This window comes from Nocardioides pakistanensis (assembly GCF_054781215.1).
In genome coordinates this window covers 1-12,272 of record NZ_BAAGUV010000070.1, presented here as the reverse complement: position 1 = coordinate 12,272, position 12,272 = coordinate 1, and the positions used below count along the sequence as shown (strand labels likewise).

Annotated in this window: 10 protein-coding genes; 6 read left to right on the top strand and 4 right to left on the bottom strand. The window is 70.9% G+C overall.

Going from position 1 to position 12,272, the window contains the following annotated elements; translation table 11 throughout:
• Window positions 1-1,395 carry a dihydrolipoyl dehydrogenase gene (gene lpdA, locus ACYVIH_RS20125; protein WP_460871327.1) on the top strand — a complete coding sequence of 465 codons (1,395 nt, stop codon included), beginning with the start codon at window positions 1-3 and terminating at the stop codon, window positions 1,393-1,395.
• A gap of 366 nt (window positions 1,396-1,761) precedes the next feature.
• On the opposite strand, the gene ACYVIH_RS20120 is transcribed toward lpdA, so the two are convergent.
• The 3 genes from ACYVIH_RS20120 to ACYVIH_RS20110 are packed head-to-tail and all read right to left on the bottom strand — an operon-like array spanning window position 1,762 to window position 3,792.
• Entirely contained in the window at window positions 1,762-2,142 is a 381-nt protein-coding gene (locus ACYVIH_RS20120) for a DUF3037 domain-containing protein (RefSeq protein WP_460871326.1), read from the bottom strand.
• Window positions 2,139-2,909, bottom strand: a complete 771-nt coding sequence (locus tag ACYVIH_RS20115; protein ID WP_460871325.1) for a HipA family kinase — start codon at window positions 2,907-2,909, stop codon at window positions 2,139-2,141. Before ACYVIH_RS20115 ends, ACYVIH_RS20120 begins: the two co-directional genes overlap by 4 nt.
• Window positions 2,910-2,937: 28 nt before the next feature.
• The gene (locus ACYVIH_RS20110; RefSeq protein WP_460871324.1) at window positions 2,938-3,792 is read right to left on the bottom strand and encodes a polyphosphate kinase 2 family protein; all 855 of its coding nucleotides are present in this window, start codon (window positions 3,790-3,792) and stop codon (window positions 2,938-2,940) included.
• A 157-nt stretch (window positions 3,793-3,949) separates the two neighbouring features.
• On the opposite strand from ACYVIH_RS20110, the gene ACYVIH_RS20105 reads away from it, so the two are divergent.
• On the top strand, window positions 3,950-5,422 hold the full coding sequence (locus tag ACYVIH_RS20105) for a pyridoxal phosphate-dependent decarboxylase family protein (RefSeq protein ID WP_460871323.1): 1,473 nt from the start codon (window positions 3,950-3,952) through the stop codon (window positions 5,420-5,422).
• A complete protein-coding gene (locus ACYVIH_RS20100) occupies window positions 5,419-6,705 on the top strand; it encodes a lysine N(6)-hydroxylase/L-ornithine N(5)-oxygenase family protein (protein WP_460871322.1) in 1,287 nt (428 codons plus the stop codon). The genes ACYVIH_RS20105 and ACYVIH_RS20100 overlap by 4 nt, the downstream gene beginning before the upstream one ends.
• Before the next feature lie 27 nt (window positions 6,706-6,732).
• Here the strand turns inward: ACYVIH_RS20100 and zapE are convergent, their stop codons facing one another.
• Window positions 6,733-7,764 (bottom strand): cell division protein ZapE, encoded by a 1,032-nt coding sequence (zapE, locus tag ACYVIH_RS20095; protein WP_460871321.1) that lies wholly within the window; start codon window positions 7,762-7,764, stop codon window positions 6,733-6,735.
• A gap of 37 nt (window positions 7,765-7,801) precedes the next feature.
• Here zapE and ACYVIH_RS20090 point away from each other — a divergent pair, with 37 nt between their 5' ends.
• The 3 genes from ACYVIH_RS20090 to ACYVIH_RS20080 all read left to right on the top strand — a co-directional run bounded on the left by ACYVIH_RS20090 (window position 7,802) and on the right by ACYVIH_RS20080 (window position 12,140).
• A complete protein-coding gene (locus ACYVIH_RS20090; protein ID WP_460871320.1) occupies window positions 7,802-8,905 on the top strand; it encodes an ATP-dependent DNA ligase in 1,104 nt (367 codons plus the stop codon).
• A gap of 16 nt (window positions 8,906-8,921) precedes the next feature.
• The gene (locus tag ACYVIH_RS20085; RefSeq protein WP_460871319.1) at window positions 8,922-9,476 is read left to right on the top strand and encodes a hypothetical protein; all 555 of its coding nucleotides are present in this window, start codon (window positions 8,922-8,924) and stop codon (window positions 9,474-9,476) included.
• A 222-nt stretch (window positions 9,477-9,698) separates the two neighbouring features.
• Complete coding sequence (locus ACYVIH_RS20080) at window positions 9,699-12,140, top strand: immune inhibitor A domain-containing protein (protein ID WP_460871318.1); 2,442 nt, start codon at window positions 9,699-9,701, stop codon at window positions 12,138-12,140.
• Window positions 12,141-12,272: the final 132 nt, after the last annotated feature.

Below are 12,272 nucleotides of genomic sequence, written 5' to 3'. Positions count from 1 at the left end.
ATGAGCCAGCACTTCGACGTCCTCGTACTCGGCGCGGGCCCCGGTGGCTACGTCGCCGCCATCCGCGCCTCCCAGCTCGGCCTGAAGGTCGGGGTCGTGGAGAAGAGGTACTGGGGAGGTGTCTGCCTCAACGTCGGCTGCATCCCGTCGAAGGCGCTGCTGCGCAACGCCGAGCTCGCGCACATCCTCCAGCACGAGAAGGACGCCTTCGGCATCGAGGGCGACGCGACGATGTCGTTCGCGCCGACGCACAAGCGCAGCCGCGATGTCTCCGACAGCATCGTCAAGGGCGTCCACTTCTTGATGAAGAAGAACAAGATCACCGAGATCCACGGCTGGGGCACGCTCACCGGCGACAAGTCGGTCGACGTGAAGGACGACGACGGCAACGTCACGGGCTACACCTGCGACAACCTGATCATCGCCGCCGGCGCCACGACCCGGCTGATCCCCGGCACCGAGCTGTCCGAGCGCGTGGTCACCTACGAGGAGCAGATCCTCACCGACCAGCTCCCCGGCAGCATCGTGATCGCCGGCTCCGGCGCGATCGGCGTGGAGTTCGCCTACGTGATGAAGAACTTCGGTGTGGACGTCACCATCGTGGAGTTCCTCGACCGGATGGTGCCCACCGAGGACGCCGAGATCTCCAAGGAGCTGCTCAAGCACTACAAGAAGCTCGGCGTGAACGTGATGCTGTCGACCAAGGTCGAGAGCATCGACGACTCCGGCGACAAGGTGAAGGTCACCGTGTCCAAGGACGGCGAGCAGCAGGTCATCGAGACCGACAAGGTGCTCCAGGCGATCGGCTTCGCTCCCCGGCTCGACGGCTACGGCCTGGAGAACACCGGCGTGAAGACCACCGAGCGCGGTGCGATCGCCGTCGACGAGCGCGGCCGCACCAACGTCGAGGGCGTCTACGCGATCGGCGACGTCACCGGCAAGCTGATGCTGGCGCACACGGCCGAGGCGATGGGCATCGTCGCGGCCGAGACGATCGCAGGCGCGGAGACGATGGAGGTCGACTTCGACATGATCCCGCGGGCGACGTACTGCCAGCCGCAGGTCGCCTCCTTCGGTTACAGCGAGGAGCAGGCCAAGGAGAAGGGGTACGACGTCAAGGTCGCCAAGTTCCCGTTCTCGGCGAACGGCAAGGCCAAGGGCCTCGGCGACACCAGCGGCTTCGTGAAGATCGTCGCGGACGCGAAGTACAACGAGATCCTCGGCGCCCACATGATCGGGCCCGACGTGACCGAGCTGCTGCCGGCGCTGACCCTGGCGCAGCGCTGGGACCTCACCGCCGACGAGGTGGCCCGCAACGTGTTCGCCCACCCGACGCTCAGCGAGGCGGTCAAGGAGGCGATCGAGGGCATCGCCGGCCACATGATCCACATGTGACCACCCCTGCACACACGAGGCGGCCCCGGAACTGTCCGGGGCCGCCTCGTTCGCTTGCGTGAAGCTGTGCCGCCACTGGTCCACAACCACGTCGGGGGACGAGATGTTCCCGAGTACGCCATCTGGGGGTTTCGCAGGGCCGCCGCGGGTGGAACCTTCGAAGTGGGGGCAACGCACACTGCCAGCTCAGGGGGAGCCATGAGGAGCGAGATGTCGTCACCGCAGCCAGAAGCACCGCCCACGGTGGGCGCACCGTGCCACTGCGACTACACGCGGCCGGGCGTCGAGCCCTGGTGGGAGGACCCGCACACGCGGTCCCGCTGCTGAGGGCCGGCCAGCCGCACCAGCGGCGGCCCGGAGACAGCGTCAGAGGACGAGACGCTCGAGCAGGTGGTCGAGCTGCCGGGCCGGGTCGGGAGTCAGCCCGCCGTGGATCGGCCCGGGCTGTACGACGGTCGACCGGGGTGCGCTCACGAACCCGAACCGGGTGCCGAGCGGGGTCCGTCCTGCCGCACCGGCCGACTCGTCGCCGCGACAGACCGCCTCCACCGTGCTGAGCGCGGAGCGGACGGCATCGACATCCAGCTCAGGAGCGAGCGCGGCGAGCCGCTCCTCGTCGACGTGGCAGCGGGCCTCGAGGAAGTCGGCCTGCTGGCAGTAGAGCACCACCCCGACGTTGACGAACTCCTCGCGGTCGACGCGCGGCACGCACCGAAGCACGACGTACTGGAAGCCCATCCCGCTCATGCCGCACCCGCCGTCGGCAGCCAGACCCGCTCGCCGGAGACGCGGGCGAGCAGGAACGCGACGTAGGCCTCGCGCACCGCGTCGGTCGTCTCGGCCCCCGGCGGCACCTCGAGCCACTCGTCGGGGACCTGGGCCACCACCTCGCGCAGCAGGTCCTCGGTCACCCGAGGCGCCAGCTCGGCGTCGGCCGCCGCCACCCCGGGCAGGTAGCTGCCCAGGACGTGGTCGGTGACGTCGTAGGGCTGGCGTGCGAACCGCTCCGGGCTGGTGATGCCACCGGCCCAGCTGTGGTGGAAGTAGAGACAGGCGCCGTGGTCGATCGCCCACAGCTCCTTGTGCCACACGAGCAGGTTCGGGTTGCGCCAGCTCCGGTCGACGTTGGCCGTGAGCGCGTCGAGCCAGATGATCCGCGCGGCATCGGCCGGGTCCGGCGAGCAGCCGGAGTCGAACCCGAACGAGCCGGGGAGGAAGTCGACGCCGAGGTTGAGCCCGACGCTGGCGGTGAGCAGGTCCTGGACCTCCTCGTCGGCCTCGTACTTCCCGATCGCGGCGTCGAGCTGCACCGCGACGAGGTCGGGGGTGCGGATCCCGAGCCGGCGGGCCAGCTCGCCGACGACGACCTCGGCGACGAGCACCCGCAGGCCCTGGCCGGCGCCGCGGAACTTGCAGACGTAGGTCCCGAGGTCGTCGGCCTCGACGATGCCCGGTAGCGAGCCGCCTTCGCGCAGCGGCGCGACGTAGCGGGTCGCGGAGACGGTCGGGATCACCCGGCACAACCTACCGGGCGCGGAAGGCTCACCGGACCGTCGGCTGCTCGAGCAGGCGGGCCCGCTGCTCCGCGACGTCGTAGTCGGCCCGGGGCCAGGTCAGGTCCAGTCCCCGCAGGGTCTCCAGCAGCACGGTCGCGACCGCCCAGTTGCGGTACCACTTGCGGTCGCTGGGGACGACCAGCCAGGGAGCGTGCTCGGTGTGGGTGCGCTCCAACGCGACCTGGTAGGCCTCCTGGTAGTCACCCCAGAGGCGTCGCTCGTCGATGTCCCCGGGGTTGAACTTCCAGTGCTTGGTCGGGTCGTCGAGGCGAGCGAGCAGCCGCTCCTTCTGCTCCTCGGCGCTGATGTGCAACATGCACTTCACGACCGTCGTACCGCCCTCGACCAGCTCGGCTTCGAAGTCGTTGATCGCGGCATAACGGCGTTCGAGCTCCTCGGACGGAGCCAGCGCCCGGACCCGGCCGATCAGCACGTCCTCGTAGTGCGAGCGGTCGAAGATCCCGATCCGCCCCGGCGCGGGGAGCTCCCGGCGGACCCGCCAGAGGAAGTCGTGGGCGAGCTCCTCCTCGGTGGGCTTGCCGAACGCCTTGATGTGCACGCCCTGGGGGTCGACCAGGGCGACGGCGTGCCGGATCACGCCGCCCTTGCCGGCGGTGTCCATCCCCTGCAGGACCAGCAGCACCCGCCGTCGCCCGCCGGTGCGGCCCTCGGCGAACAACCGCTCCTGCAGCTCGGAGAGCTCGTCGTCGAGGGCGGCCAGTGCGGCCTTGCCCTCCTGCTTCCCGCCGTCGAAGCCCGGGGTGTCCCGGGTGTCGTGGGCGGACAGGTCGACCGGACCCGGTCGCAGGAGCAGCTGGTCGGCCAGGCGGGATGCGGACATGGACAGATGGTGCCAGGGCCACCGGGCCGGCTCACCGTGAGGTCCTCGTCACGTCCAGATCCGCCTACCGGCGTTGACGGACACGGCGCGGATGCACTTAGGTAAGGCTCACCTTAGTTCGTCACGGATCGGAGTCCGCGTGCCCTCCCCCACTCGCATGCCAGCCCACGACGCCCCCATCGCCGCCAGCCCTTGGCGGGGTGCCGCCCCTGCACCCCATCACCCCCGCGGCCCGCTCCCGGCCGGCGCGCCGGCCGAGGTGCTCGCCGCCGCCCGGGACCGGCTCGGACCGGCGCTTCCCCGGGCCGGTGTGGGCGAGCGCCGGGCACTGGACCGGCTCGGCCGGCTGGCGAGCGAGCTCGGTCTCGACCTGACCCACCCGTTCGCCGCCGCACACCTGCAGCCGCCGGTGCTCGAGGTCGCGGTCGAGGCCGACCGGCTGGCGTCCGCGGGCAACGCGTCGATGGACACCTACGACTCGGGGCCAGCCACGCTCGCGGTCGAGCAGTGGGTGGTGGACGGCCTCGCGCGGCTCGCGGGGCTTCCAGCCGGCGCGGCCGGGGTGATGACTCCGGGCGGCTCCATGTCGAACCTGCTCGGGCTGATGCTCGCCCGCGACGCCGCGGTCGCCCGGCACGGTGGCGACGCGCGTAGCGCCGGGGTCGGTTCGCTGGTCCGCCCGGTCGTGCTGTGCTCCCAGCTCGCCCACTTCTCGGTCCACCGGGCCTGTGCCGCGCTCGGGCTCGGCGAGGACGCCGTGGTCGCGATCCCGGTCGACGACGCGCAGCAGCTGCGCGTCGACGTACTCCGCACCGAGCTCGCGCGCACGGACCGGACCCCGGTCGCGGTCGTGGCGACCGCGGGCACCACCGACCACGGCGCGGTCGACCCGCTGCACGACATTGCGGACGCCTGTGTCGAGAGGGGTGTCTGGCTGCACGTCGACGCCGCCTACGGCTTCGGCGCGCTGTTCTCCGAGCGCCTGCGCGGGCTGCTCGACGGCGTGGACCGGGCGGACTCGGTGACCCTGGACCTCCACAAGCTCGGCTGGCTGCCGGCGCCGGCGAGCGTGCTTCTCGTCGGCGACCCGGCGGCCTTCCGCAGCACCGAGCGCGTGGTCGACTACCTGATCCCCGAGGACGATCTCGACGCCGGTCTCGCCGGTCTGCTCGGCCGGTCCCTGCAGACCACCCGCCGGCCGGACTGCCTCAAGGTGGCCGCGGCCCTGCAGGCCTACGGCACCAGCGGACTCGGCGAGATGGTGGACCGCTGCCACGACCTGGCTCTGGCCGCGGAGCGCGCGATCGCCGCCGACCCGCGCCTCGAGCTGGTCGCCGGAGCGCGACTGACCACGGTGCTGTTCCGCTGCGTGCCGCCCGACGGCGTGGACGCCGATGCCCACCAGGCGCGCGTCCGCCGCGCGCTGATCACCTCGGGACGGGCGCTGGTCGGCCGCACCCGGACGGCCGTCGGGGGCGCGCCGGCGACCGTCCTCAAGCTCACCTTGATGAACCCCGGCGCCGACGCCTCCGACATCGGGGCCCTGCTCGACCTGGTCGCGGAGACCGGACGCCGCCTCGCCGACGGCGCCGACATGACCGGACGAGTGTGCCAGGAGGCGACGGCGTGAGGACCCACGACGTGGCCGCCATCGGCGCCGGGCCGTTCAACCTCGGGCTCGCCGCGCTCGCCGCCCCGGTCGACGACGTCGACGTGGTCTGCTTCGACCGGTCCCCCGAGCTCACCTGGCACCGCGGGCTGATGCTCGACGGCTCGCTGCTCCAGGTCAGCTTCCTGGCCGACCTGGTGACGCTGGTCGACCCCACGAGCCCCTACTCGTTCCTGTCCTACCTGCGCGACCAGGACCGGATGTACCTGTTCTACGTCCGCGAGTCGTTCCACCCCACCCGGCAGGAGTACGAGGACTACCTGCGCTGGGTGGCACGCCGGGTGCCGGGCCTGCGGTTCGGCCACGACGTGCTCGAGGTCGGGTACGACGAGCGCAGCGACCTGTTCGACGTACACCTCCGCACCGGCACCACGTCCCGGGTCGAGCATGCCCGCCACGTCCTCCTCGGCGTGGGCACCGAGCCCCGGCTCCCCGATGCTCTTCGCGCGCTGCCGCGCGAGCGGGTCGTCCACACCGCCGACTTCCTGCACCGTCTCGACGACATCACCCACGCCGGACGGATCACGGTGGTCGGCTCCGGCCAGTCCGGCGCCGAGGTCGTGCTGGACCTGCTGCGCCGCCGGACTGCCGGTCAGCAGCTGGCCTGGCTGACCAGGACCGAGTCGTTCGCGCCGCTGGACTACAGCAAGCTCGTGCTGGAGATGACCACACCCGAGTACGTCGACCACTTCCACGCGCTGGCCGAGGACCGGCGGGACGCGCTGGTGCGGGCACAGTGGCGCCACTACAAGGGCATCTCCACCGCGACCCTGGACGAGATCCACGACGCGCTCTACACCCGCTGCCTCGACGAGAAGGCAGCTCCGGTCGAGCTCCGCACCGCCGTGGAGGTGGCCGCGGCGACCGCCGGCGAGGACGTGACGCTGACCCTCGCCCATGCCGACACCGGCGAGGTGACCACCCACCGCACCGACCTCGTGATCGCGGCGACCGGCTACGCCGAACGGCCGATGCCGCTCTCCGCCGGGCTGAGGCAACGGCTGCACATCGACCGGTCAGGCCGGCTGGTGGTGCACCGCGACCACTCGGTGTCCGCCGACGGGGCGCTCGACGGCCGGCTCTTCGTCGCCAACGCCGACCTGCACAGCCACGGGCCGGCGGCGCCCGACCTGGGTCTCGGGGCGGTCCGCAACGCCGGGATCGTGAACCGGGTCGCCGGCCGCGAGGTCTACCCGCTGCCCCGACGGACGGCGTTCACGACGTTCCGTGCGGCGACCGGCTGAGCGGCCCGCGACCGGTCGAGCGCCGGATCACTCCTCGAGCCCGGCGCCCTCGCGGGCCAGGGCGTCGAGGCGGCTGATCGCGCGGTAGTACTTCTTCTTGTAGCCACCTTCGAGCAGCTCGGGGGCGAACAGCTCGTCCATGCTCACGCCGCTGGCGACGACCGGTAGGTCCCGGTCGTAGAGCCGGTCGGCGAGGACCACGAGACGCAGCGCGACCGCCTGGTCGCTGACGGTCTGCACGTCCTCGAGGCAGACCAGCTTCACGCCGTCGAGGAGCGCACCGTACTTCGAGGGGTGCACGTCGGCGAGGTGCTTGGCCAGGTGGCCGAAGTCGTCCAGGCTCGCTCCCTCGACGTCGGCCCGCCGTCGTACCTCCTCCGAGGGCCACGCGTCGGGTGCCTTGGGCAGCCCGCGGTGCCGGTAGTCCTCACCGTCGATGCGCACCGACTCGAAGGAGTCGGCCAGGCCCTGGATCTCCCGCATGAAGTCCGCGGTCGCGAACCGGCCCTCGCCGAGCTTCCCGGGGAGGGTGTTCGAGGTCGCGGCCAGCCGCACACCCTCCTCGCGCAGGTTGCGCAGCAGCGTCGAGACCAGCACGGTGTCGCCGGGATCGTCGAGCTCGAACTCGTCGACGCAGACCAGCCGGTACGACGACAGGGCGGCCACCGCCTCGTGGAAGCCGAGTGCGCCGACGAGGTGGGTGAGCTCCACGAACGTCGCGAACAGCTTCGGCCCCGGTGCCGCGTGCCACAGCGAGGCGAGCAGGTGCGTCTTGCCCACGCCGTAGCCTCCGTCGAGGTAGACCCCGCCCGGACCGGCCCCCTCGGCCGCCTTGCCCCGTGTCAGACCCGACCACCACGAGCCCCGCGAGCGAGCGGGTCGGTGCAGCTGCTCGGCGAACCGGCGAAGCACGTCGACCGCCTGCTGCTGGCTGGGCTGGGCGGGGTCGGGCCGGTAGGAGTCGAAGCTGACCTCGGCGAAGCGCGGCGGCGGCACCAGCTCACCGAGCAGCCGGTCCTTCGACACGTGGGGGTTGCGGGAGCTCAGGCGGATCGGCACCGCCCCAGCCTACGAGGCCGCCGCTACGCTGCCTGACATGCGTCTGCCTGTGATGCCTCCGGTGCAACCGATGCTCGCCAAGTCGGTGCCGCGGATCCCCGACCCGGCCGACCACGATGGCGGCCTGATCTTCGAGCCGAAGTGGGACGGCTTCCGGTGCATCGTCTTCCGCGACGGCGACGACGTCGAGCTCGCCAGCCGCAACACCCGGCCGCTCACCCGCTACTTCCCCGAGGTGGTCGAGGCGGTGAAGGACTCCCTGCCGGAGCGGTGCGTGGTCGACGGCGAGATCTTCGTCGCCATCGGAGAGCGGCTGGAGTTCGAGCGGTTGCAGGAGCGGATCCACCCCGCGGAGTCGCGCATCCGGATGCTCAGTGAGAAGACACCGGCGTCGTTCGTCGCGTTCGACCTGCTCGCCGTCGACGACGAGTCGCTGATGAAACAGCCGTTCTCGGTGCGGCGTACCCGACTGGAGGAGGCACTCGCCCACGCGAGCGCCCCGGTCTACCTCACCGCGACCACCACCGACGCCGCAGAGGCCGAGGACTGGTTCTCCCACTTCGAGGGCGCCGGCCTCGACGGCGTGGTCGCCAAGCCGCTGAGGGCGCCGTACCAGCCCAACACCCGCACCATGCTCAAGATCAAGCACGTGCGCACCGCCGACGTCGTGGTCGCCGGGTACCGCCTGCACAAGACGTCCACCCCCGAGCAGCCCCTGCTCGGCTCGCTCCTGCTGGGCCTGTACGACGCCGACGGCACCCTGCAGCACGTCGGCGTGGCCGCGTCGTTCACGGCCAAGCGACGCGCCGAGCTCGTCGAGGAGCTCCAGCCGCTGGTGGTCGACACCGCCGAGCATCCCTGGGGGCGCTGGGCCGAGGCCGAGCACCACAACGTCACCGGCAACCGGCTCCCCGGCGCACAGAGCAGGTGGAGCGCCGGCAAGGACCTGTCCTTCGTCCCGCTGGCACCCCGGCTGGTGGCCGAGGTCGGCTACGACCACATGGAGGGCACCCGGTTCCGGCACACCGCCCAGTTCAAGAGGTGGCGCACCGACCGCGACCCGGAGTCGTGCGGATACGGCCAGTTGGAGGAACCGGTGAGCTATGACTTGGGTAAGGTCTTGACCACCAGATCTTCATGAGTGGAGGGCGGATCCCGTGACCGCGCAGAAGCCCGAGACGACCTACGACGTGGTGCTGCTCGTCGAGCAGCCGCTCTCCCCCCAGGACGCGATGCAGGTCCGCGGCCTCCACGAGGAGATCGAGGAGCACGTCAGGTACCACCTGCTGCTGCCGGTCGAGGACGCCGCCGCGCGCGTGGAGTCCGCGATGGGGTCGCTCGCCGCGAGTGAGGTGCTCGCTTCGCCTGCGCTGGTGATGAACGAGGAGGACCTCGAGAACATCCAGCACGAGCTCCTCGACAACGCCCGTCGCGAGCTGTCGCAGAGCGTCCAGCGGCTCGTCGACGCCGGCGCCGACGCCGTCGGCGACATCGTCACCGTCGACCCGATCGACGCGCTCGCCGCGAAGGTCACCTCCGTCGACGGCCGGGAGGCCATCATCCTGACCCGTCCGCACGTGGTCGCGGAGTTCTTCCACCTCGACTGGACCTCCCGCGCGCGCCGCAAGATCGGCGTGCCGGTGCTCCACCTGCTCGAGCACGAGAGCTTCGACGAGCAGGCCGGCGGCGGCGAGGGCATCTCCGGTCTCTGAGGACCGAAACCCCCACCGCCCTTCAGGGTTGTGCGGGTGCACAAACCTGCATCGCGGTCCCCACGCTCAGACCAGGTCCGTGACCAAACGGAGACCTGCGGATGTCTGGACATCTGTCGGTCTGTCCTGATGAAGTGCGCCAGGCGCGACGAAAGTCACGCCAGACTTCACGCCGTTGAACAAACATCGGCGTGCAGGCTCCCCACTCACAGGAGGATCTCCGTGACCCGACGCATCATCGGCGTCCTGGGCGGCGTCACCAGCGCCGCACTCATCGCGACGGCGTTCCAGGTGCCCGCCGTCGCCGCCCCGCACGAGGACGAGCTCCAGCCTCGTGACTCGGTCCGCGGCAAGGAACACGACCGCCCCGACGCGATGGAGGAGAGGCGCCGCGCAGGCAAGCAGCGCGCCCTCGAGCTCCTCGTGGAGGGCAAGCGGGAGCCGCAGCAGCGCGGCGGATCCGAGTCGGTCCGCGTCGGCCCCGACGAGTGGGTCGAGTACGCCGTCGAGAAGAGCGAGCGGCTGCTGTCCTTCCTCGTCGAGTTCGGCGGCGAGCAGAAGGGGCGCCGTGGGCGGGGCGGTGGCGGTGGCCGGGGTCACCGCGTCGAGGGCCGCGACGGCGACCTCGACCAGCGCGAGGACCACCGGCGTCGCGGAGGCGACGACCAGCCGACCGACCCCACCAAGTTCGGTCCGCTGCACAACCAGATCCCCGAGCCGGGCCCGGAGGACAACAGCACGTACTGGAAGCCCGACTTCAACCGCGGCCACTACATGGACATGTTCTTCAACGGCATGGCCGACCAGGGCGGCGAGTCGTTCAAGGGCGTCTACGAGGAGATGTCCAGCGGCCGCTACACCGTGACCGGCGACGTCAGCGACTGGGTCCGCGTCGACAAGCCGGAGGCCGCCTACGGCACCACCGAGTCCCACGAGGACATGACCTACTTCATCGACGACACCGCCGAGGCCTGGTACAAGGCCCAGCGCCGCAAGGGCATGTCCCCGAAGCGGATCCGCGAGTACCTGCAGTCCTTCGACATCTGGGACCGCTACGACCACGACGGCGACGGCGACTTCGCCGAGCCGGACGGCTACATCGACCACTTCCAGGCGATCCACGCCGGTGAGGGCGAGGAGGCCGGCGCTCCCGAGTGGACGATCTGGTCCCACCGCTGGGCGGTCAACCAGAACGGCTTCCACGAGGACGGCGTCGGCCCCGAGGGCGCGGAGTACGGCGGCATCGAGATCGGCGACACCGGCCTGTGGATCCGCGACTACACCACGGAGCCGGAGAACGGCGGACTCGGGGTCTTCGTCCACGAGTACGCCCACGACCTGGGTCTGCCGGACTTCTACGACACCGAGGGCGGCGAGAACGGCACCGCGTTCTGGACCCTGATGAGCTCCGGCTCGTGGCTCTCCCACGGCGACGGTGCGATCGGCACCACGCCGAACCAGATGGGTCCGTGGGAGAAGCTCCAGCTCCGCTGGCTCGACTACGAGGTGCTCACGCCCGGCGAGAGCGGCAGCTACGACCTGGGTCCGTCGTTCCGCGAGATCAAGAACACCGCGCAGGCCGTGGTCGCCGTGCTCCCGGAGAAGTCACGCAGCTACGACCTCGGTCCCGCTGCCGAGGGCACCGACTACTTCTACTCCGGCCGCGGCGACGACCGCACCGCGACGCTGACCAGCCCGCAGTTCACCGTGCCCGCCGCGGGCCAGCTCGCCGCACAGGCGAAGTACGACATCGAGGTCGACTGGGACTACGCCTACGTCGAGGTCTCCACCGACGGCCAGGCCTGGCAGCCGGTGCAGACGAACCTGTCGACCAGCGAGGACCCTAACGCCGCGAACGAGGGCTTCGGGATCACCGGCTCCTCCGGCGGCGCCTGGGTGCCGCTCACCGCGGACCTCAGCGCCTTCGCCGGCCAGGACGTGCAGCTGCGGTTCCGGATGGAGAACGACGCCTACACCAACGAGCTCGGGTTCATGGTCGACGCGATCACCATCACCGGCGCCGAGGGCGAGGTCCTCGCAGAAGGCGCCGAGGACGGCGCTCCCACCTGGAAGATGGACGAGTTCCTGATCGCCGAGAACGGCTCCTACGACCGCGCCTACTCGCACTACTACATCGCCGAGAACCGCGGGTACGACGGCTACGACCGCGTGCTGGCCGAGGGCCCGTACAACTTCGGCTGGGGCGCGAGCAACCCCGACAAGGTGGAGCACTACCCCTACCAGGACGGCCTGCTGGTCTGGTACTGGGACACCGAGTTCACCGACAACAACACGAGCGCCCACCCCGGTGGCGGCCAGGCCCTGCCGATCGATGCACGGCCTGCTGCGCTGACGTGGTCGGACGGCACCCTGGTGCGCAACCGGATCCAGTCGTTCGACGCCACCTTCGGCCTCGAGCCGACCGACCCGATCTCGCTGCACCGTGAGACCGCGACGGGGACGATGACGACACTGGACGTGCCTTCGCAGGAGGCGGTCCCGGTGTTCGACGACACCGACCCGATGGCCTACTACGACACGGACAACCCGGGTCACAGCGCCATCGTCGGCGGCACCGGCACCCGGATCGAGGTGTCGGGCCAGGAGCCCAACGGGATCATGCACGTGAAGGTCAGCGTCGGCGGCGACCCAGCGCCCGAGTGACCTGAACGTCGACGAACGAGGGGCCGGGGAGCACACGCTCTCCGGCCCCTCGTGGGTCGTGACCGGGCTCAGACCCGGATTCGCAGGTAGGTGTGCGGCTCGCCGGGGTGTGAACGCAACAGATGCCTTTCA

Coding starts and splice junctions, on each gene's coding strand:
- lpdA (WP_460871327.1), top strand. CDS start 1: ATGAGCCAGCACTTCGACGTCCTCGTACTCGGCGCGGGCCCCGGTGGC.
- ACYVIH_RS20090 (WP_460871320.1), top strand. CDS start 7,802: ATGCGTCTGCCTGTGATGCCTCCGGTGCAACCGATGCTCGCCAAGTCG.
- ACYVIH_RS20120 (WP_460871326.1), bottom strand. CDS start 2,142: ATGAGCGGGATGGGCTTCCAGTACGTCGTGCTTCGGTGCGTGCCGCGC.
- ACYVIH_RS20110 (WP_460871324.1), bottom strand. CDS start 3,792: ATGTCCGCATCCCGCCTGGCCGACCAGCTGCTCCTGCGACCGGGTCCG.
- ACYVIH_RS20105 (WP_460871323.1), top strand. CDS start 3,950: ATGCCAGCCCACGACGCCCCCATCGCCGCCAGCCCTTGGCGGGGTGCC.